Source organism: Ruegeria sp. E8 (assembly GCF_056533985.1).
This window is the reverse complement of the sequence record NZ_JBQFOY010000012.1, coordinates 110,840-132,170: the sequence shown is the minus strand read 5'-3', so window position 1 is coordinate 132,170 and position 21,331 is coordinate 110,840. Positions and strand designations below refer to the sequence as shown.

The following is a 21,331-nucleotide window of genomic DNA, read 5'->3' as shown; positions in this document are numbered from 1 at the left end:
AGTGGGAAGCAGCGGGCTATGGCAACCTGCCGGTCTGCATGGCAAAGACCCAGTACTCGTTCTCGACCGATCCGTCCCTGCGCGGCGCGCCCACCGGCCACTCGGTTCCGGTACGTGAAGTTCGCCTGTCTGCCGGTGCCGGTTTCATCGTGGTTGTCTGCGGTGAGATCATGACCATGCCGGGCCTGCCCCGCAAACCGGCCGCTGAGACAATCCGTCTCAACGAAGAAGGCCAGATTGAGGGCTTGTTCTAAGCCGGTTTTTGCACCATCTCGTGGTCCGGGGATTTATTCCCGGGCCATGAGGAGACGCCGATGCCCACTCTGACATCGCCCCAGGACTGTAACACGATGCAGGACCTGCGGGTTGAGATCGACAAGCTGGATCGCCAATTGATCGAAATGCTGGTGACACGTGCCAGCTATATCGACCGCGCGTCACAGCTGAAACCGGGCGAGGGCCTTCCAGCCCGTATACCGGAGCGCGTCGAAGAGGTGGTGCAACGTGTGCGCGCAAGCTCGGAAACCCTGGGGATGGACCCGGATCTGGCAGAAAAGCTCTGGCGCATCTTGATTGACTGGTCGATTGCACGTGAAGAGCGCGTGATTGGCACTGACTGACTGACCGGGCGCTTTGTGCGCCCGATCCGTTTCGTGAAAGAAGGGATCGAAGAATGGTAGCTCAGGTTATCGACGGTAAGGCCTTTGCCGCGAAAGTTCGCGGACAGGTGGCCGATCAGGTCGCAAAGCTGAAAGAAGAAAACGACATCACCCCGGGCCTGGCTGTGGTTCTGGTGGGTGAAGACCCGGCCAGCCAGGTCTATGTCCGCTCGAAGGGCAAGATGACCGTCGAAGTCGGCATGAACTCGTACGAGCACAAGCTGGAGGCTGACACCTCCGAGGAAGACCTGCTGGCGCTGATCGACAAGCTGAACAACGACCCGGCCGTGCACGGCATTCTGGTTCAGTTGCCGCTGCCCAAGCATCTGAACGAAGACCTGGTGATCAACTCGATCGATCCAGCCAAGGATGTCGACGGATTCCACATCTCGAACGTGGGTCTGCTGGGCACCGGTCAGAAATCGATGGTTCCCTGCACCCCGCTGGGCTGCCTGATGATGCTGCGCGACCATCACGGCTCGCTGTCGGGCATGGACGCGGTCGTGATCGGTCGTTCGAACATCGTGGGTAAGCCAATGGCGCAGCTTCTGCTGGGCGACAGCTGCACCGTGACCATCGCGCATTCGCGCACCAAAGACCTGCCTGACGTCGTACGCCGTGCCGATATCGTTGTCGCAGCCGTAGGCCGCCCCGAGATGGTGCCGGGCGATTGGATCAAGGAAGGCGCCACCGTGATCGACGTGGGCATCAACCGCATTGAACGTGACGGTAAGAACAAGCTGGTCGGCGACGTGGACTATGCCAGCGCGGCCGAGCGTGCAGGCGCAATTACCCCGGTTCCGGGTGGCGTTGGTCCCATGACCATTGCCTGCCTGTTGGCGAACACGCTGACGGCCTGCTGCCGCGCCAATGATCTGCCCGAGCCCGAAGGTTTGACGGCTTAAGTAAATCTGGTCGGGCCGTTCCAGTCGGCCCGACACCCCCTCTGGTTGCAGAAAGATGCGCCGGAAACCTCCCCCAGACGTCGCGTTCGATAAGCCCTGAATGGGTTTGACAGCTTGATGAATCGTGATATCCCTGTATTTCCAGTTGGTTACAGGTTAAGGTGCTTCGACACCAATCACGCCCAGGTTGAGCTTTGGTAAATCACGCACAAAAGCGGTATGACGTCTAAATTTTGTACTATTCGAAAAGCATGTACCCCACAGCGAGTGACAGCGGGCCTCGTTTTCCTTCCATTGCTTGCCTACGCGTTTCCTCCGTTTCTGAAGGCTGACCTGACTTTCGGTCTGCGTCTTTTGTTCTGGACCGGGGTGATGATTCTTGCTCTTACGGTCGCCGGACTGGCGCGCAAGCTGATGCGGAGGACACCGGTTTTTCAATATGTCCCGGCCCGCGATTTAACCTTTGCCGTGGTGATCCTGGCGTTGTTTACGCCGCCGCTGTGGATGCTGGCGTGGGTTTTGTTCACCTTCGGCGGACACGTGGCACCGGGGGCACAGACAGTTGCTGTCTACGGTGTTTTGTTCGCCACCGGTTTGGTTCTTGTGCAAAGAAGTGATCTGAGCCCATCGCGAGGCACTTCGCCAGAAGCTGGGAACCCGCGCATAACCAATCGTTTGCCGCCCGGTTTCGATGGTCAAATCCACCGCCTGGCGGGCAGGGATCACAATGTGGATGTAGTCACTTCGGAAGGTACGTTTACAATTCGATCCCGCCTAACAGATGCAATTGCCGAGATGGAGCCCGTTCCCGGCCATTGTTCGCATCGGTCCCATTGGGTGGTGGACGCATCTGTCGTGGGTGTAGAAAAGGTTGACGGCAAGACACTTCTACACTTGGTGAACGGTGATCGAGTTCCGGTTAGCCGCAAGTACAGACCCATGTTGGAAGAAGACGGGTTGATCTGACCCTAACGCGGCATCGGGATCATGCGCGGTTGAGGGCCGGTCAGGATCGCCAATGCGTTCCCGCCCATCAAATCGGTCAGCGCCCGGTCCGAGCTGCGTAACCCTCCGGTAAAGGTGCCATAAGCGGGCAGGATCAGGCGTGTGCCGTCCAACAGAAAAGCGGGTCGCGCGATGTTCCGCCCCTTGATCCGTATCTGCGCCTTTGGATGGTAATGACCAGAGATCTCGCCCCGGGCCTGATCCTGGGCGATATGGCGAAAGACAAGCGGGCCGCACCGCCACTCGAACAGATGGACACCGCCCAGTTCGATCGGGCCGGGGTCATGGTTCCCTTCGATCCAGATCCAGCGGCGCCCGGCCTGCAAAGAAGTAACCCTTAGTCCTTCGGTTGCAGGCAAGACCCGCGCAGCTTCCAGATCGTCGAAACTGTCGCCCAGGCATATGACGGTTTCGGCTTTGGTATGTTCCAGATCATCCGCCAGCCGATCCAGCGTCTCGCGACTGTCATAGGGGGGAAGGGTGGCCCCACCGCGACGTGCCACACGTTCGGATTTTCCCAGATGCAGGTCCGAGACGCACAACAACCGCTGTTCCGGCCACCAAAGCGCGCCTGACGGCAAGGCACAGAGGCGCGGACCCGCAAAGGTAAACTCACACACGTTCATGATACGTTCTTGGCGTGTTTCCGTGCCCGGCGCAAGGGGCTCAAAGCTGGTCCAGCCCAGCCTTTTCCAGCAGACGCGCGCTTTCTTCTGCCAACAGCCGTTCTTCGGCAGCGCCTTTGACCGGCACCTTGCCAACCTCAAGAAAAAGGGGTGCTGCCAGCGGGGAAACGCGGTCCAGGCGCAGCAGATCGATGCGGTCACCGATACGGGCCAGCATCGACTCGATCCGACCGAAATCGACCAGTCCGCGCATGGCTTCTTCGCGGGTGATCTGCATCAGCAGGTGGTCGGGATCGTATTTCAACAGGGTGTCATACAGGATGTCCGACGAAAACGTCGCCTGCCGCCCGCTTTTGCGTTGGCCGACCGTGTTGCGTTCGATCAGACCGGCTATGGTGGCTGACGCGCGAAAGGTGCGTTTCATGACGGCGTTGCCTGCCAGCCATGTTTCCAACCCATCGCGCAGCGCGTCACGTTGAAACAGGGGGCGGGGGTCCGTGACCGCATCCAGGCCCCAAATCAGCGTGGCATAATCCGTCGAGACAAAACCCAACGGGGCCAAGCCGGTGTCCTCCATCCGTTTGGTCAGCAGCAGGCCCAGCGTTTGTTGCGCGTTACGTCCGGCAAAGCCGTAAACGCAAAGGTGTTCGCGGCCGTCGCTTGGAAAGCTTTCGATCAACAGACGATCTCGTTGGGGCAGGCGGGACATCTGGCGCTGCAAAGCCAACCAATCAGCAGTGTGAGAGGGCAGTTGCGGCCAGTCGGTTTGGGCAAACATACGTAGAATACGGTCGCTGAGCTGAGTGGAGGTTGCAAATTTCGTACCCGAAAACGTTGCGATCTTGGGCTTTCGATCTGCCCGGCGGCTGACCTCAACCACCATTTCGCGTAAGCCTTCATACCGCACGATCTGCCCGCCGATCAGGAAGGTGTCGCCAGGGGTCAAAGAAGCAGCAAAGGCTTCCTCGACCTCTCCCAACGGTTTACCACCACGACTGCGTTTCAGGCGCACTTTGAGGGTGTCGGTGTCTTGAATCGTCCCCAGATTCATACGAATGCGAGACGCTGCACGTGGATCGCGCAACTGCCATTTTCCGTCATCGCGTTGCTGCAGCCGTTGCCAACGGTCGTAGGCACGAAGGGCGTAACCGCCGGTGGCGCAGAAATCCAGGCAGGCGTCAAACTCGGGCCGGGTCAGCTGCGCAAATGGCCCGGCGGATGTCATTTCTGCGAACAGATCATCGGCATCGAACGGTCCGGCGCAGGCAGCAATCAGGATGTGCTGGCACAAGACATCGCGGGGGCCGGGGCCGCGGGGTTCGCCGTCAAGATCATGGGCTTTGGCGGCCTCCAGCGCGGCGATGCATTCAACCACCTCAAACCGATTGGCAGGCACCAGCAGGGCCTTGGACGGCGCGTTATAGCGGTGGTTGGCCCGCCCGATGCGTTGCACCAGCCGTTTGACATTCTTGGGCGCGCCGATCTGGATCACCAAGTCCACATCGCCCCAATCAATGCCCAGATCCAGAGACCCAGTGCAGACAATGGCGCGCAAGTCACCTCGAACCATTGCGGCCTCGACCCGCTCGCGTTGCTGCCGGTCGAGGCTGCCGTGATGGATGCCAATGGGCAAACCGTCTTCGTTGGCCAGCCACAGATTGTGAAAAAAGATCTCGGCCTGTGCGCGCGTGTTGTGAAAAATGAGCGTGGTCTTGTGCTGTCGGATTTGATCAAGCACTGCCGGGATCGAATACGCCGCGCCACCTCCGGACCAGGGGGGCGTTTCGGTTGTTTCCAGCATTAGGATGTCCGGGTCCGGTCCGGGGTCGGCCTGTACAATCTGACAGGGGTCCGGGTGGCGGGCCAGAAAACGGGCAATCGCTGCCGGGTCTTCGACCGTGGCTGACAAGCCGACGCGGCGCAGATCGGGGTTAAGGCGCTGCAGACGCGCCAAAGCCAGCATCAACTGATCGCCGCGTTTGCTTTCGGCCAGAGCATGGATTTCATCGACAATGATCCGCTGCACCCCATCGAACATTCGCGGCGCGTCCTCGTAAGAGGTCAGCAATGCCAGACTTTCCGGTGTGGTTAGCAGAATGTGAGGTGGATCGACCCTTTGGCGTTTCTTCCGTGTGGCCGATGTGTCGCCGGTGCGATCCTCGATCCGGATGGGCAGGTCGATTTCGTCCACCGGCGTGCGCAGGTTACGTTTGATATCGGCCGCCAGCGCTTTGAGCGGCGAGACATAGATTGTATGCAGCCCGTTATGACCGCCGCCGGCCAGCTCGGACAGGGACGGCAGAAACCCGGCCATGGTCTTGCCGCCACCGGTCGGAGCGATCAGCAAAGTCGACGGATCATTCGCCCGGTCAAACATCTCTTGCTGATGCGGGTGGATGGACCAGCCTTTGGAGGAGAACCACGTACCAATCCGAGCGGGAATCTGCGTCATGGACACAGATTACCCGCCCGGAGGAGGGATTGGCACGGTGCTATTTGACGATTTTCTCGTCTTTTACGAACATGTTGGCCCAGGCGCGGTCAATCAGGTCCGGGCTCATCTGATAGGGAATGCCCTCGAACTCGCAGATCGAGATCATCTGGTCGATCAGGAAGATCGGCTGGTAGTTTGCATAGATGTTATGGATGGTCGGGTACTTGACCTTCAACAGATGAACCAGCGCGGCCTCATCCAGCGGCATACCGCGTTTGCGGGCCACCATGGCAAAGATTTTCAGGAAGTTCTCCTGGTTCGGGCCGTCGATCTTGATCTTGAAGAAGATTCGACGCAGAGCCGCTTGGTCGAAGATTTCGTTCGGGTGGAAGTTGGTCGAGAAGATGACAAGCGTGTCGAAAGGCACCTCGAATTTCTCACCGGATTGCAGACCGAGGATATCCTTGTTCTCTTCCAGCGGAACGATCCAACGGTTGACCAGTGCCTGCGGCGGTTCCGCCTGACGGCCAAGGTCATCCACGATAAAGATGCCGCCGGTCGATTTCAGCTGCAATGGGGCCTGATAGGTCCGCGCGGTTGGGTTATAGACCAGATCCAACATGCTGAGCGACAGTTCACCACCGGTCACAACCGTGGGCCGTTCACACTGCACATAACGTGAATCGAACCGTTTGCGACGGCGCAGGCTGTTGGGATCATCCGGCTCCTGCTCGATCGCCGTGTGCACGATCGGGTCATAGACGGTGATGACCTGACCGGCATATTCAATGGCGTAAGGTACATAGACGTTATCGCCCAGAGCATCCCGGATACCGTTCGAGATCGAGGATTTACCGTTGCCCGGAGGGCCATACATCAGGATCGACCGACCGGCGCTGACCGCGGGGCCCAGATGGTCCAGCAGGCTGTCGGGCAGAACCAGATGGCCCATTGCGCCAACCAGTTGCTCTCGAGTGACCTGAATATTGCGGATTGACTGGCGTTTGACCTGTTCGCGATAGACATCCAGCGGCACGGGCATCGCGCCGAAATACTCCGACTGGCTCAGCGCATCCAGCGCGCGGGCTTTGCCTGCATCGGTCAGCTGATACCCCATCTCGTTGCCGCTGTTGGCATTCAGCGTTCCAGTTGCTTCCAGCAGTTTCTGATCGCGTGCGATGTCGACCAGTTCTTGCGTGACCGAACCGGGCAGACAGATTGCCTCGGCGATTTCGGAAACGGTGCTGGCATTTTTGCGGAAGACGGTCTTCAGCAGAATATCCCGCATCATCACCAGCGGAAGTCTCATTTCACCCAAGCCTTTGGGGGCAGGGGGGGCCATAACAGAGGAAGTCTGCATATTCATGCGAGGTGCTCGTTCATCAAAATGTCACGCCAAAAACCCAAAAATGGGCGTCTTGAAGAAAAATGACCCAGCTTTGTGGCGGGACAAAGGCAGCGACAAGGCGCGCTGATGATAGTTTACGATCCGAGAACAGTGCCCAAAATCAGGTACATGGCCAGCGATCCACCCAGCGCGAAACCCATGGGAAACTGCTTGCCCCGATCCCAGCTTTCCCAATGCGGCGCAATGGTGCGCAGCTTTGTGGCTTTAGCCAATCGATGCGTGATCACGGCTGCCAGAATACAGGCGGTCAGAATAAGCAGTACGAGTTTGAGGTCACCCAGCCAGACAAAGGCCGCCGCTGCCGCCAGAAACTTGGCATCGCCAGCCCCCATCGCGCCTGCAGCGTTCAGGGCGATACCGATAACCAAGACCACAAGGATATGCAGCAATTGCCAGAAATAGATCGGCATCGACACCGTGAACGGCCCCAGATTCCCGCTGACGCTGCCAGTGGACCAAGGCGGGATAGCGATCAGGCCGATTACGACAAAGACGAGTGTCAGGGCCATGACCGCATGGTTCTTGATCCGCATCTCGCGCATGTCCGTGAAGGCCACGTAAAAGCAGATCGGCAGCACAAACGGCAAGAACCAGGCTGCTGCCACCGCTGGTATTTGCATATATCAGGCCCCTTCAAGCGCCCGAAGCGAGCGGACCGCCTCGTCGAAATGCTGCGGATGCGTAGAAATGGCTTCGCGGAACAGGTTCTTGGCGGTTGTTATGTCGCCCTGTTTGACCGCTGAAATACCCATCGTGTTCAGCAGGCGCGCACGCTCGACCTGGGTCATCGGTACGACAGGCAGATTATAGTTCCCCTGCGCTGCCCGGGCCAACACCAGGTTGTTCTTGGCGGTGAACAACGAACTGTCCTGACGGATCGCGTCAGAAAACAGGCGCTCGGCTTCGGCATACTGGCCACGGGTCAGTTTCGAATACCCCCAGTTGTTCATCACGCTACCCGGACGGGTCGTCAGCCCGACTGCGGTTTCATAGAAATGATCCGCCCGCTTCCACTCTTTCTGGGAATCGGCAACAACCGCTTCAAGGCGATAGCGTTTGAAGGTCTCAAATGTCGGGGGCACCGTATCCAGAATTGATTTGGCCTGCGACCAGTCGCCGTTCCGGACCAATGCGTCGGCGTATTCAACCTTATCCGCAGCGTTCGTGCCCTTCATCGTGGTCACGCGCTTCCAGGCTGATGCGGCCTCGGTTGTGCGCTTTGCCCGGCCAAGTGAAATTGCCAACCCGCGCTGCAGATCGATGCGGTCCGGGTTTTTCAGCGCTGCATCGTGAAAATAGGTTACCGCTTCATTCGGGTCCGCGGCATTCAACAGCACGTCGTTCAGGTTGGTTTCGTCAATAACGTTCACTTCCTGAAACGTGCGTTCTACCTTTTCCTCTTCGGTTTCCTTTGCACAGGCCGAAAGGATCAGACCACTGATAATGACAGTCGGAATCAAGAATTGCTGGCGCATTTTTGCGTCCTTTACTGCTCTCGCCTCAATTACTGGATCTTGCGTAGCGTGAATTGCCCGTCGCCAAGCTGCTCCAGTGTATATTCTTGTTGTTCTTGAGGGGTATTATTAACAGGATTTTCCATTTTTGCGAGTGCTAAGCGCAGATTGTCCCGGATTGCGTCACTTTCGCCATTGTCCAGCGCAAAAGCCCGTTGAAACACCTGTGCGGCTTCGGGATATTCCTGTTTTTCCATCAACAGGACGCCGAGATTGTTCCAGGCCACGGGCCAGTCCGGGTCATCTGCAACCGCGCGGCGCAGCAGCGGCTCGGCCTGCCCCAACCGCCGTAACCCAACATTCGCCGTTCCCAGCGAGGTCAGGACCTGGGTTGTCATACCCTGTTCCAGTGCGGCCCGGGTAAAGGACTCGAGCGCCAATTCGTATTCGCCAGCGGCCATCAGCCGGTTTCCGACCGTTATGTTGTCTACGGCCTGACCATTTGTATCAACCCCGGGCGCATCCAGACCGTTTGGCGACAAGCTATCAGTGCAAGAAGCCACCATGGCAAAAACCATGGTGGCCCGGAGTACTCGGCGAAACCCGAAAGGGAAGCACCTGAATTCAGCTTTCATAGGGTTCTTCCGCCCTAGCGACCAAAAGTCGAAATTACGTTTGCCGAGGGACCGACCAAAATGATCAGCAGCGGCGGAACTGTCAGCATCATTGTGACAAGAGTCATCTTGGTCGGCAACTTATTCGCGGCCTCTTCGGCGCGCATGACCCGTTTGTCGCGCATCTCACCGGCGTAAACCCGCAGGGCTTCGGCAATCGACGTGCCGAATGTCGCCGATTGGATCATCACGGTCACGAAAGAGGACACATCCTGCACGCCGCATCGCGTGCCAAAGTCACGCAGAACCGTATCCTTATCCTTGCCCGCCTTCATTTCGTGGGCAACGATTTCAAACTCCTGGGCGATTTCGGGGTATGAGGCGTGCATCTCGCTGGCCACACGAACAATGGCCTGATCCAGCGATTGCCCGGCTTCAACACAGACCAGCATCAGGTCCAGCGTGTCGGGAAAGCCTGCGGTAATGGCTTCTTTTCGTTCTTCGACCCGGCGCGTGATCCAGTATTTCGGTGCGAAATAGCCGATTGCCGCCGGTACAAAAACCCGGATCATCATTTGCTGGCCGGTGAATTCCTGATCGCCGGAAAAGACCGTAATCAGAAGAACACCAACTACAATGCCAACAATCCCCAGTGAAAACTGTGCAAAATGGAAGAACCGGACTGAATCCTTCGACCGATAACCAGCCTGCCGCAGCTTCAGTTCGACCGCTGAATACTCTTCTTCGTTTTTTGGTTCCAGAAAGGTCGCGAATTTCTCAAGCTGCTCGTTGCGGCTCGAGTTGCGCAGGCGCTCTTTCTTGTCCTTTTTCGTGCTCTGTGGTGCAGCGTTCGACCTTTGAAGTTTCTTCAGCGGGTCTTCCGGCTGATTCACCATCAGCAAAACGGCCACGAGGATCAAAATCAGACCAAGGACGCCGACAGCGATGAGGGGGCCGAACTGACCCAGGTGTTGGGTTAAAAGGTCGTTGATGCCGGTCAGAAACTCCATGGTGCTATCCTCAGACCTTGATGTTGGTAATGATTTTCATGACGATCAGGTTCAGCGTCAGCAGGATGCCAACGACGAAACAGGCGGGGATGAACCAAGGGTGATCCAGAACGTCGTCATAGTAACCCGGGTCCTTGACCAGAATGAAAACCAGACAGGCAATGGGAAACCCGGAAAGGAACTTGCCGGACCACTGCGCCTCGGCTGTGATCGCCTTGACGCGGCGGAACAGGCGGAATCGGGCGCGGATAACCTGTGCAAGCCCGGCCAGAATCTCGGCAAGGTTGCCACCGGATTGTTGTTGAATGCCGACAGCCACCGCCAGAAAGCGCAGATCCTGCATGTCCAGACGCTCTGCCATGTCCTTTAGCGCCTCGCCCACATCGCGGCCATAGGCGCATTCATCTGCGATAACGCCGAATTCGGTTCCCAACGGATCCTGAACTTCGTTTGACACCACTTGAATTGTCGAAACAAACGGGTTGCCGACCCGCAACGAGCGCACCATCAGTTCAACCGCGTCGGGCAACTGTTCTTCGATCATCCCCATGCGCTTTTTGGCTTTGTGGTTGACCCACGCGTAAACGCCGCCAATGCCGATGGCGATGGAAATGGCGATGCGCAGCGCCGTGTCCGTGGCGGTGCCGATACTCAGGCCAACAAAGGCCATGGCCGAGACCAGACCCATGATCATGATCAACTGACGCGGAGAGAACGCGATAGCTGCTTTTTGCGCCTTGTCGGCCAGCAGCGAATACAGAGGGATGCTCTGCGATTTCATATGCTGCTGCATTTCCTTGCGCAGCTGCTCCAGCACCTGTTCGCGCCCGGCACCTTTTTCCAACATGTCCAGACGGCGGTTTACCCGGCTGTTCAGGCTGATGGATTTGCCGAATGCGACAAGATAGATGCCCTCGACCAGGGCAAGGACCCCCACAAAGATGGCGACATATATGATCGCCTCGATAGGCAATTGCATACCTGTTTCTCCTACATCGTGGTTGGGTCGTAGATCGACGCGGGCAGATCAAAGCCCCACAGACGGAAACGTTCCGAATAGTGGCTACGCACGCCGGTTGCGGTGAAGTGACCGATGATCTTGTTGTCGGGTGTCAGTCCAACGCGCTGAAAACGAAAGATTTCCTGCATCGAAATCACATCGCCTTCCATGCCGGTGATCTCGGTGATCGAGGTCATCCGGCGCGAACCGTCCTGCAAACGGCTGGCCTGCACGATCAGGTTCACAGCGCTGGAAATCTGGCTGCGCACGGCTTTGATCGGCATCTCGATCCCCGCCATCGCGATCATGTTTTCCAGACGTGAGATCCCGTCGCGGGCCGAGTTGGCGTGAATCGTCGTCATCGAGCCGTCGTGGCCGGTGTTCATCGCCTGCAACATGTCGATCACCTCGGCGCCACGCGTCTCGCCCACGATGATGCGGTCAGGACGCATACGCAGGGCGTTTTTCAGACAGTCGCGCGGGCTGACCTCTCCCTTGCCTTCCACGTTTGGCGGGCGGCTTTCCATCCGGCCCACATGGGTCTGTTGCAGCTGAAGTTCCGCCGTATCCTCGATCGTCAGGATACGTTCGGCATCGTCGATAAAGCTGGACAGGGCGTTGAGCGTGGTTGTCTTACCCGAGCCGGTACCGCCGGACACGATAACATTCAGGCGGGTTGACACGGCGGCCTGAAGGTAAGCGGCCATTTCTTCGGTGAACGCACCGAAATTGACCAGATCGTCAATACCCAGCTTGTCCTTTTTGAATTTACGAATCGAAACCAGGGATCCATCCACCGCAATCGGCGGCACCATGGCGTTGAAACGCGAGCCATCGGCCAGACGGGCGTCAACATAAGGGTTAGATTCATCGACACGACGGCCCACCGCGGACACGATCTTGTCGATGATCCGCATCAGGTGCTTTTCGTCCTTGAAGGTAATGTCGCTGATTTCCAGCTTACCGGCGCGTTCTACGAAAATCTGTTGCGGACCGTTCACCAGAATATCGTTGACCGTGTCGTCCTGCAGCAGCGCTTCAAGCGGGCCGAGGCCGGTCACTTCGTCATACAGCTCTTTGTTCAGCTGGGACCGGTCGTCGCGGTTCAGAACGATGTTCTTTGTTTCCAGAACCTCGCTGGCAATCGCGCTGATTTCGGCGCGCAATTCGGCTTCGCCCGCATTTTCCAATGCCGCCAGGTTCAGGTTTTCAAGCAATTCACGGTGCAGTTCGATCTTGATCTCACCCAACCGCTCTTTGCGCTTGCGGTCCCGGTCCGAACCTGCGACTTCGCCGGCCTTCTTTTTCAGGGGTTTGCGTGCTACGGCGGTTGCAGTGGGTGTCTCCTGCGTGGCGGGCGTTGCCGCCTCGGCGGTCTGCGCTGGCGCTTTTACCGGCTGCGCGGCGGGCTGCTTTTTGTATCTTGAAAACACGGCTTATCCCCCCTTGGGATGATGTTACGCAGCTTCTTCGGCGCTGCCGCTGCCAAGGCTGTGAAGCGATTTTGCCAACTTTGCGATTTCACGGCGCAGCGGATTCTTGGCGGCGGCATTTGCCAACGGCAAACCGTGATCGCCACTTTGCATGACCGGCTTTCCGCCATCCGGCAGTTGCAGGTCGATCGAGATTCCAAGGCTTTCGCCCATACGTTTCACGCGGCTTTTTCCGTTGAGATCGGTAAACTTGGGTGCCCGGTTCAGCGCGAAACGCAGTTTGTTGAACGGCAGTTCCTCAGCTTGCAGCGCACGCTTCAAGCGCAGTGCATTCTGAGCCGACCGCATATCCAGCTCAATCACGGCGAAATAAACATGTGCAGCCTGCAAAACCGTTTCCGACCACAGAACCAGAGTCTTCGGCATATCGACAATGACATAGTCGAAATGCGCCCGGGCCATGTCGATCACGCGCTGTATGTCTTCCGGCGTGATCAGATCAAGCGGTACCATATCCGAAGGCGCGGTCAGAACCTGCAGTTTTTCTTCATAGGTTTGAAGGGCTTGCGAGAAAACATCGTTATCCATCGAATCCGTGTCGGACAGCATTTCGAACACGGTTTCCCGTCGCGGAAGGTCCAGATAGGTTGAAACGGTACCGTATTGCAGGTCCAGATCGATCAGGCAGACAGACGGTGCTTCTTTGTCAGAGACACTGGCAAGCTCCCAGGCCAGATTCACGGCCATTGTTGTTGCTCCGACGCCGCCGGCCAGACCCTGGACGACGAACAAGGCACCTTCTTTTGAGTCGCCGCTGGCCAGAGGCACAGCCGCAGCTTGTGCTACGGCAACCGGATCCGGCTGTTTCATGCGCTCAATGGCTTCCTGCAACTCACCTTCCGGCAGAGGGTAGGGCACAAACTCATCGGCACCCTTACGCAGCAACTGATGCAGCGAAGCCGGGGTGACGTCTTCGGCAATCAGAACAACTTTGATCTTCTTGTCCTTGGCCTGGGTGATGATCTCACCCATCAATGACAGGTTGTCTTCGTCTTCTCCGTCGATGGCCAGCGCTACGAATTCCAGTGAGTCGGCTTCGGGCTGACTGAAAAAGGCCAACGCTTCCGCGAATCCCAGGTCTCCCCAACGTTCGCCCAGAATGGCTTCCATGTCTTCGATCAAAAGGTCGAAATTCTGGACATCCCGACTGATGGTGCAGGCCAAGATTGCTGTATTGTCGTCTTGCGGCGTTGCGCTTGTCATAAACACTATCCTCGTCGTGAGGGCTCAGCATGTCATATGAACGAAATCCGCCAGATTGATGTGCTGTCGCCCCAATACGGTCAAATTTGGCCGCAGGTCACCCTATTGTTCACAATGTTGCGTTGAAGTTGGGCAAGAATTGGGCGCAAAAGAACCAATTGTAGGGAAATGGGCGACGATGTCGCCCATTTCGAAGGTATTATCCACCTTCTCCGTCTGTCGCAGTAACTTCCGTGAGCGTGGTTTTCCACGTCGCACTCTCCACGTATTCGCGGTAGATCACCTCGGCGTACTTGCCGTCCAGAAGCTGTTGATTGCGATCAACAAAACCCGAAACTTCGGTTACTGTTCTGCGGTTTCGGCGGTCCCGATTCTGTGTCGCGATCAACGGCTGGGTCTTGCCGAATGAGACCACCGCTTCCAGGCGCGAACGTGAGATTCCCTGCTGTCCCAGAAACGCCACGACTGCCTGGGCGCGGCGAAGACCAAGGCTCTTGTTATAGCTAACCGACCCAACGGCATCCGTATGTCCGTAAACGCGGAATCGCGCCTCGGGGAACTGTTTGATCCAGTCTGCCTGTTGCAACAGTATGCGTTGAGCCGATGCATCCAGTTGAGAGCTGTTGAACGCAAAGTTCACCTGACTGGGCACATCCGCAGCAAATCGACGGCTGAGAATCTGCGCATAGGTCAATTCACCGCTCTGAACCTGGACATTGTTCAATGTCGCGTTTCCGAACGTACCCGCATCGATCTCGTACCCGGCCTCGCGCGTACATGCGGCGACAGCGACCGTAAGACCCAGTGTGATAATCCACTTCTGCATTGGTCCTATCCTCCTGATCAATCTAGGACGTAGCCGTAAGAGCCACCGAAGTCCTGCTTGGCAACCTCGGACGCTCCACCGGCACCGGGGCGCTGAGTGCGCGCGACCTGGCCATTCACGAACAGGTCAAATTCGCTGGGTGGTTTGACCCGATCGGTGGGCAGTGCAAGTGCTTCGCCCCGTGTCGGCGTGACAAGATGCGCGGTAATGATAACGACAAGCTCGCTTTGCTCGCGCCGATAGTTGGCGCTGCGGAACAAGGCACCCAGAACCGGCACGTCACCCAGCCACGGAACCTGGTTGCTCAGGTCGGCAAAATCGTCCTGGATCAAACCTGCGATCGCAAAACTTTCACCATCCCGAAGTTCAATCGTGGTGTTGGCACGGCGGGTGATGAAACTTGGAACAGAATCACCGTTGATGGTGAAGTTCGAGCTGGTGTCGATGCTGGATACCGCTGTAGCCATTTCAAGATTGATCAGATCACCATCCACGACACGTGGAATAAAGTTCATCTCGACGCCGAAGGCCTTAAACTCAATGGCTACAACGTTGTCTTCCTGCGGTACCGGGATCGGAACTTCGCCACCGGCAAGAAACGATGCTTCCTGACCGGACAGGGCGGACAGATTCGGTTCGGCCAGATTGCGAACCAATCCTTTGGTTTCAAGGGCTTCCAGCAACAGACGAACCTGAGTCGAACCCGCGCCGAAGCCAAACAGGACAGCACCTGTATTTGTCTGAAGCGCCGGGATGTTGTTGTTGATGGCATTGGTAAGCGCCAACTGGTTGTTGAGTGAGTTGAAGCCACCTGCTGGGGTTCCTCCTCCGCCGAAACCAAGCGATGCTGTCAGGCTTTTGGCGACGGTGCGGTTCATTTCCGCGAAGCGTACTTTCAACATGACCTGCTGGACGCCGCCGACGGACATCAGGTTCGAAACACGCTCGGGCGCATACCGTTCGGCCAGTTCCAGGGCGCGTGCCAATTTGGACGAACTGGAAATTGTACCTGACAACACGATGCCATCATTGGCGGTACGAACCTCGACAGGTTCATTGGGCAAGATCTGACGCAGGCGTTCTTTGAATTCCGTAACATCGGGCGCCACGCGCACACGCACGTTGGCCAATAGATTTCCGGCGCCGTCAAACAGCGTCAATGTGGTCAGGCCCGGGGCCTTACCCAAAACATAGATTGTGCGATCTGACAGCGATGAGATATCGGCAATGCCTGCGTTGGCAATGCTGAGCTCGGCGAAGGGTTGTTCGCTTTCTACGACGATCGCGCGATTCATGGGGACGTCGAGTGTTTCCACTGTCCCCTTTTTTACCACACGCAAAGTTTCAGCCCAGGCGGCATCGCCAACGGGGCTCATAACAAGCGACAACCCCAGCAGGGTTGCGCTGATCCAGGAACGTATTGTCATGTGACCTGCCTCTCCGATCACGCCTCATTTTTTGGGTCTTATGCCCTATGGTGAAAGAGACTGCGCGAAATCCGAATTTATTGCAATAATCAATGGTTTCCGGAAGTTTCCTTATGTGAGAATTTGGCAACAATCACAATAAAATGAGCCGCACTCATGGTGCGGCTCTGATCCTGTAAGGTTCTGAATTGGCGTCAATTTGTGCAGGGGATGGGCACGTTGACGATATCGCCACCACGTCTGATGCGGGTTGTACACACCTCTTCGACCTTCTGTTCGGGTTTTGGGGCCGCCGCTTGAATGCCGAGCAGCTTACGCTGATCGACCTCAATCGTCGAAGCAACGGATTCATCCGCGACACCAACAAGAGCCAGAGACAACCGTCCCGAGTTCTGAGCCTGCGCCAGCGCCGCAACCTGTTGCGGTGTCACAGCAACCGTAACGGTTCGTGCGATTGTTGTACTGGTCACGTCTGAACCAGCCGTCTGATCAACGGCAATCAGTTGCACGTTGGTTTCGATCAGACGAGTGATACCGCCACTGTTGCCCTCAATAGTGCCACTGGTACCTGTCCAATAGATGTCGACATTGTCGCCGGGGCGCAAAAAGCCGGATACGCCCGAGGCAACGTCCACGCTGATCGCAAATGCCCGCATTCCTTTTTCAAGACGCGATGTCAGGCCAGCTTTTTCACCGGGGTTGGTGATCTTGGCTTCCAAGATCGCCTCGTCCTTTTCCATCGTCCTCAGCACGAAACGCTCATTGGCACCGCTTTCAGGAAACAGGGCTGTCAACTCGGTGAATGTACCTTCGGGAATTGCGTTTTCCGGCCAGTCGACAGCGCGGATATCTTCTTCCGTCAACCGTTCGCCGTATTTCAGCGTGCGATTCGAAACGTAAACGGTGACCGTCGGAATAACGTCAACCTTGGCATTGGCCAGCGCCTCTTCGGCCGCAAGCCGCTGACGCGCCAGCTCGTTCTGGTAAGCCGATATGTAGTTGCGCGCCATGTAAACAGCGCCCCCAGCCAAAGCAACGCCGACAATCAGGACAAGTCCGAATACTGCTCGCATGCGTGTACCCCATTATTTTGTTTGGTTGAATTCTTAGCGGCCAAGGAACCACATTGAAACAGCCTATTTGTTAACCGCAAATTGTGTCGAAATGTGGGACAAATATGCCTGATTAACAGATTCTGCGTCATCTTCCGCAAAAATTGGCATAGTCTTTTCTCCCTTTTTCCCGCTTCACACCGGATTGAAGACAGCAAAAAACGCTGCTCGTCTAAACGTCGCAGCGCTTTATGCCATTCATTTGAACGCGAGGTTCAGAGTACTCGACTGATGGGAATACCTGCCGCGACTTAGTTGGTTCCCGCCGTGACCAGACCGCCAGGAGCGGCGTTTGAGCCGGTGCTGACAGTGGAGGTGCTCATGGCTTCGTTGACGTTGCCGCCGATGCCGTCAACGCTTGAGCTGATGACGAGGTAAGTCGCGCTTGACAATCCTATGAGGACAGCTGTCAAAACCACCCAGTCAACTGTTACCGCTCCTGTTTCGTCCGATTTGAACCGATTAAGGAAACTGAACATTGGTTTGTCTCCGGTAAATAATTTCAGTGCTTGCCACATCGTCGCTCATAACTTGTACGCCGAAGTGGCGGAAATCGGGCTAAATATTGATTTCGTTAAAAAGTATAATTCCGACCGGCTTTTTTTAGGTTTATTCGGCAGGTTTTGCAAAATCGATTGCACATATAACGATGGAGTTTTCTGGATAGCGCGCAGCCGCTGATCGTTGGCCTGCAATCAATGCTCTGCTTATCACGTGGGTAATTTCAGAACGAAAAAGACCGCGCCAGTAAGGCGCGGTCTTGAAATTTCGCTACAGCAAAAGCTTATTTGTTTTTGCCTTCGCCGGTGATGCCGCCTGTTGTGGCGTTGCTGCCGGTCGAGATGGTTGCGCCATTCAGGGCGGTGTTCACGTCAGCTGCCAGGCCAGTCGCGCCTGCTTGAATCTGCTGGTATGCAACGGCGGCCAGGCCGATGACTGCTGCGGTCAGAACAACCCAGTCAACTGTTACTGCGCCGTCTTCGTCTTTGCGGAAGTTCTTGATGAACTTGATCATGTTACGTCCCTCCTAAAGGATCAAAAATGTTTAACAAACCTCGGCGTCTTTCAGAGCTTTCTCTCTCAGTCCGCTCATGTCCGTCTCGGTATGGGACTATGTTTGACCGTTGGGCGTGGCAGGAATTGGGCCAAACGCCGATTTTTTTCCGCGCAGCTTAACTTTTTGGTTATGAATTTTGCAACGCATTGAAAATAAACAGTAAAAAAATCACACTTGCTTAGTCAGAGGCCCCACAGCGATGCAAAATTGCGCCAAATGAGGCGAAATTGCCCCATTTCGCTTTGTTTTTCTGGCTTTGCGCGAAGATTCGGGGTTCAAATCGCGTAAAAAGAAAACACGAGGCAGGCAAATGAATCTCCGGAACGCACTTCAATGCGCCGGTGTGCTGGCGTTTCTGATATCGGGTACCGCATCTGTAAGCGCGACCGAGGTCGAACCGCGTGGCGTATACAAGCGGATAAAAGCCCCCAAGCCCGGCGAGCGCCCGCGTGTAAACGTGCAAATCACACCGGAAGAGCACGCAGCCAACCCGTCTGCGCCCAGTACGGGCACTGAACTGGTGGTGCCTGAAATCATCGAACGTACCAAAGTGGCCCAGCCCGCCACGGTGCCGGGTACAGACGTCAAAAGGGATCCAAAGGGATCGTACAAGGCGTTCTGGAACCGGATTTCTCCACATATTGATGAAGGCGGGGCCGGGCGGCTTGACGCTGCCATCAGCGCATTGGCCGCGACCAATGTAAGGTCACCGCGATTGCAATCCCTGCAAAACATAGCAAAAGAGCGCGGGATTGAGATTCTACGGTCCACTGTGGGAACAAATGTATCACCCGCGTTGGTGCTGGCCGTGATTTCGGTGGAATCAGCCGGGCGTGCGGACGCCGTCAGCTCTGCAGGTGCGCAAGGGCTTATGCAGTTGATGCCTGCAACGGCAGCTCGGTTTGGTGTGAAGGACAGCCTTAAACCGTCCGAGAACATCGCCGGCGGTGTGAAATACCTGAACTGGCTGATGGAAGAGTTCGGGAATGACCCGATACTTGTGCTGGCGGGATACAACGCCGGTGAAGGGGCCGTGCGCAAACACAGTGGTGTACCGCCCTATGCCGAAACCAGGGATTATGTGCCAAAGGTTCTGGCCGCGTTCCAGATCGCGCGGGCCTTGTGCACGACGCCGCCGGATTTGATTTCGGATGGTTGCGTGTTCCAGACCTCAAACTGAAAAAGGCCCGCCCTGATCCGGCGGGCCTTTCAAATTAATCAGGAAACGATTGTCGCTTGTGTGGCGGCGCGCATGTCGTCTTCGCTGACACCATCGGCCAATTCGACAATTTTCAGGCCGCCCTCGACCACATCCAGCACACCCAGGTTGGTGATAATGCGGTCCACGACGCCTTTACCGGTCAGGGGCAGGGTGCATTCCTTCAGAACCTTGCTGTCACCGTGCTTGTTGGTGTGATCCATCACAACGATCACCCGGCCAACACCTGCGACCAGATCCATCGCACCGCCCATGCCTTTCACAAGCTTGCCGGGAATCATCCAGTTGGCCAGATCGCCTTTCTCATCCACTTCCATGGCGCCCAGAATCGCCGCAGCGATCTTGCCGCCGCGGATCATGGCAAAGGATGTGGCGCTGTCGAAATAAGCCGTGCGGGACAGTTCCGTGATCGTTTGCTTGCCGGCGTTGATCAGGTCGGGGTCTTCTTCGCCCTCGAAAGGGAAAGGGCCCATACCCAGCATGCCGTTCTCGGATTGCAGGGTGATGTCTTTGTCACCCACATAGTTTGCCACCAGCGTCGGGATCCCGATGCCGAGGTTTACATACATGCCGTCTTCCAGCTCTTCTGCCGCGCGTGCGGCCATCTGATTGCGGTCCCAGGGCATTATGCTTCCTCCTTCTTACGGGTGGTGCGCTGTTCGATGCGCTTTTCGTGGCTGCCCTGAATGATGCGATGCACATAGATGCCGGGCAGGTGGATCGAATCCGGGTCCAGCGAGCCGCGCGGAACGATTTCTTCCACTTCTGCCACGCAGATCTTGCCGCAGGTCGCAGCAGGAACGTTGAAGTTGCGGGCGGTCTTGCGGAACACCAGATTGCCGGTGTCGTCAGCTTTCCAGGCCTTGACGATGGCCAGATCGGCAAAGATGCCTTCTTCCAGGATGTAGGTCTCGCCGTTGAAGTCTTTGTGCTCTTTGCCGTCGGCGATCACGGTGCCAACACCGGTTTTGGTGTAAAAGCCCGGAATACCGGCCCCACCGGCACGCATCCGTTCAGCCAACGTTCCTTGCGGGTTGAATTCCAGCTCCAACTCGCCGCTCAGGTATTGGCGCATGAATTCGGCGTTTTCGCCGACATACGAGCTGATCATCTTCTTGACCTGCTTGGTCTGCAGCAGAATGCCGATGCCGAAATCGTCCACACCGGCGTTGTTCGATGCAAAGCTCAGGTCTTGGACGCCCGAGTCCCTGATGGCTTCAAGCAACAATTCCGGAATGCCGCACAGGCCAAACCCGCCTGCAGCAATCAGCATGCCATCCGTCAGCACCCCATCGAGCGCCTCGGTGGCATTGGCATAGACTTTCTTCATGGAAAACTCCCCCAATGACATGGTGATGCCGCAGGTTGTGCCGCCACGTCATAGGGAAGTCAATGAAACCAAGGCGCGTAGGTATTTCTACCCAATGGGCAAAGCGCTGGTGCTGTATTGTTCCGCAAAGGCGGGTGTGGGCGGGATCGGGGTGATCACGTCGATCAGAACCCCGTTGGGATCAGCGGCTATGAAATGCCTTTGACCGAATTCCTCATCGCAGAGCGGTTTTAGAATTTGCAGACCTGCATTGGTCAGGCGTTCGTATTCAGCCGCTGCATCGGCAACTTCAAAGTTCAGGATCAGTCCGGTCACTGTGCCACGCCCAGGGGCTGGAATGGTGTCGTGATGGGCATCCAGTATCGCCAGATTGACGCTTGGGTCAGAGTCGGATTGCAGGTGAACGTACCAATCGGCGCTAAAGGCAGGGCTGAATCCGAAATGGGTTTGATAAAATTCAGCGGTGCCCCGCACATCGTCTGTTTGGATGACGGGGTAATATTGTGTGGTCTTCATATTGCGCTCCTCCAAATTTACGTACAATCTGTA

At 56.7% G+C, this 21,331-nt stretch carries 23 protein-coding genes; 5 read left to right on the top strand and 18 right to left on the bottom strand.

Annotation, left to right across the window (positions count from 1 at the left end; all coding sequences use genetic code 11):
* From ACR0LF_RS15860 to ACR0LF_RS15845, 4 genes are all read left to right on the top strand, one after another.
* The coding region (locus tag ACR0LF_RS15860; protein WP_480581131.1) for a formate--tetrahydrofolate ligase at positions 1–254 on the top strand (254 nt) is incomplete at its 5' end.
* A gap of 60 nt (positions 255–314) precedes the next feature.
* Entirely contained in the window at positions 315–620 is a 306-nt protein-coding gene (locus tag ACR0LF_RS15855; RefSeq protein WP_480581129.1) for a chorismate mutase, read from the top strand.
* Positions 621–673: 53 nt separating this feature from the next.
* Positions 674–1,564: a bifunctional methylenetetrahydrofolate dehydrogenase/methenyltetrahydrofolate cyclohydrolase FolD gene (gene folD / locus ACR0LF_RS15850; RefSeq protein ID WP_480581126.1), complete on the top strand. Its 891-nt coding sequence runs from the start codon at positions 674–676 to the stop codon at positions 1,562–1,564.
* A gap of 372 nt (positions 1,565–1,936) precedes the next feature.
* Positions 1,937–2,530 carry a LytTR family DNA-binding domain-containing protein gene (locus ACR0LF_RS15845; RefSeq protein WP_480856433.1) on the top strand — a complete coding sequence of 198 codons (594 nt, stop codon included), beginning with the start codon at positions 1,937–1,939 and terminating at the stop codon, positions 2,528–2,530.
* 2 nt (positions 2,531–2,532) lie between these two features.
* Here the strand turns inward: ACR0LF_RS15845 and pdeM are convergent, their stop codons facing one another.
* The 15 genes from pdeM to ACR0LF_RS15770 form a co-directional block, all read right to left on the bottom strand.
* Positions 2,533–3,195, bottom strand: coding sequence for a ligase-associated DNA damage response endonuclease PdeM (pdeM, locus tag ACR0LF_RS15840; protein ID WP_480581123.1), 663 nt, complete (start codon positions 3,193–3,195; stop codon positions 2,533–2,535).
* Positions 3,196–3,235: 40 nt separating this feature from the next.
* Positions 3,236–5,647 (bottom strand): ligase-associated DNA damage response DEXH box helicase, encoded by a 2,412-nt coding sequence (locus tag ACR0LF_RS15835; protein ID WP_480581120.1) that lies wholly within the window; start codon positions 5,645–5,647, stop codon positions 3,236–3,238.
* Between the two features lie 40 nt (positions 5,648–5,687).
* Positions 5,688–6,995: an ATPase gene (locus ACR0LF_RS15830; RefSeq protein ID WP_480581119.1), complete on the bottom strand. Its 1,308-nt coding sequence runs from the start codon at positions 6,993–6,995 to the stop codon at positions 5,688–5,690.
* A 116-nt stretch (positions 6,996–7,111) separates the two neighbouring features.
* Positions 7,112–7,657 carry a prepilin peptidase gene (locus ACR0LF_RS15825; RefSeq protein WP_480581118.1) on the bottom strand — a complete coding sequence of 182 codons (546 nt, stop codon included), beginning with the start codon at positions 7,655–7,657 and terminating at the stop codon, positions 7,112–7,114.
* A 3-nt stretch (positions 7,658–7,660) separates the two neighbouring features.
* The gene (locus tag ACR0LF_RS15820) at positions 7,661–8,512 is read right to left on the bottom strand and encodes a tetratricopeptide repeat protein (RefSeq protein WP_480581116.1); all 852 of its coding nucleotides are present in this window, start codon (positions 8,510–8,512) and stop codon (positions 7,661–7,663) included.
* Positions 8,513–8,541: 29 nt separating this feature from the next.
* Positions 8,542–8,952 (bottom strand): tetratricopeptide repeat protein, encoded by a 411-nt coding sequence (locus tag ACR0LF_RS15815; RefSeq protein WP_480581115.1) that lies wholly within the window; start codon positions 8,950–8,952, stop codon positions 8,542–8,544.
* 188 nt (positions 8,953–9,140) lie between these two features.
* Positions 9,141–10,115: a type II secretion system F family protein gene (locus ACR0LF_RS15810; RefSeq protein ID WP_480581113.1), complete on the bottom strand. Its 975-nt coding sequence runs from the start codon at positions 10,113–10,115 to the stop codon at positions 9,141–9,143.
* Between the two features lie 10 nt (positions 10,116–10,125).
* Complete coding sequence (locus ACR0LF_RS15805; protein WP_480581112.1) at positions 10,126–11,094, bottom strand: type II secretion system F family protein; 969 nt, start codon at positions 11,092–11,094, stop codon at positions 10,126–10,128.
* An 11-nt stretch (positions 11,095–11,105) separates the two neighbouring features.
* Complete coding sequence (locus ACR0LF_RS15800) at positions 11,106–12,548, bottom strand: TadA family conjugal transfer-associated ATPase (protein WP_480581110.1); 1,443 nt, start codon at positions 12,546–12,548, stop codon at positions 11,106–11,108.
* A gap of 24 nt (positions 12,549–12,572) precedes the next feature.
* A complete protein-coding gene (locus ACR0LF_RS15795; RefSeq protein WP_480581107.1) occupies positions 12,573–13,811 on the bottom strand; it encodes a CpaE/TadZ family protein in 1,239 nt (412 codons plus the stop codon).
* Between the two features lie 199 nt (positions 13,812–14,010).
* Entirely contained in the window at positions 14,011–14,637 is a 627-nt protein-coding gene (locus ACR0LF_RS15790; protein WP_480581104.1) for an OmpA family protein, read from the bottom strand.
* Positions 14,638–14,654: 17 nt separating this feature from the next.
* Positions 14,655–16,064: a type II and III secretion system protein family protein gene (locus ACR0LF_RS15785; protein WP_480581100.1), complete on the bottom strand. Its 1,410-nt coding sequence runs from the start codon at positions 16,062–16,064 to the stop codon at positions 14,655–14,657.
* A gap of 194 nt (positions 16,065–16,258) precedes the next feature.
* Positions 16,259–17,137: a Flp pilus assembly protein CpaB gene (gene cpaB / locus ACR0LF_RS15780; protein ID WP_480581097.1), complete on the bottom strand. Its 879-nt coding sequence runs from the start codon at positions 17,135–17,137 to the stop codon at positions 16,259–16,261.
* Between the two features lie 290 nt (positions 17,138–17,427).
* The gene (locus tag ACR0LF_RS15775; protein ID WP_480856432.1) at positions 17,428–17,694 is read right to left on the bottom strand and encodes a pilus assembly protein; all 267 of its coding nucleotides are present in this window, start codon (positions 17,692–17,694) and stop codon (positions 17,428–17,430) included.
* Positions 17,695–17,960: 266 nt separating this feature from the next.
* Positions 17,961–18,191 (bottom strand): Flp family type IVb pilin, encoded by a 231-nt coding sequence (locus ACR0LF_RS15770; RefSeq protein WP_480581093.1) that lies wholly within the window; start codon positions 18,189–18,191, stop codon positions 17,961–17,963.
* A 352-nt stretch (positions 18,192–18,543) separates the two neighbouring features.
* Between ACR0LF_RS15770 and ACR0LF_RS15765 the strand changes: the two genes are divergently transcribed.
* The gene (locus ACR0LF_RS15765; RefSeq protein ID WP_480581090.1) at positions 18,544–19,413 is read left to right on the top strand and encodes a lytic transglycosylase domain-containing protein; all 870 of its coding nucleotides are present in this window, start codon (positions 18,544–18,546) and stop codon (positions 19,411–19,413) included.
* A 38-nt stretch (positions 19,414–19,451) separates the two neighbouring features.
* Here the strand turns inward: ACR0LF_RS15765 and ACR0LF_RS15760 are convergent, their stop codons facing one another.
* From ACR0LF_RS15760 to ACR0LF_RS15750, 3 genes are all read right to left on the bottom strand, one after another.
* Entirely contained in the window at positions 19,452–20,078 is a 627-nt protein-coding gene (locus ACR0LF_RS15760; RefSeq protein WP_480581087.1) for a 3-oxoacid CoA-transferase subunit B, read from the bottom strand.
* Entirely contained in the window at positions 20,078–20,782 is a 705-nt protein-coding gene (locus ACR0LF_RS15755; protein WP_480581085.1) for a CoA transferase subunit A, read from the bottom strand. The genes ACR0LF_RS15760 and ACR0LF_RS15755 overlap by 1 nt, the downstream gene beginning before the upstream one ends.
* A gap of 87 nt (positions 20,783–20,869) precedes the next feature.
* Entirely contained in the window at positions 20,870–21,298 is a 429-nt protein-coding gene (locus ACR0LF_RS15750) for a VOC family protein (RefSeq protein ID WP_480581083.1), read from the bottom strand.
* Between the last annotated feature and the right edge of the window lie 33 nt (positions 21,299–21,331).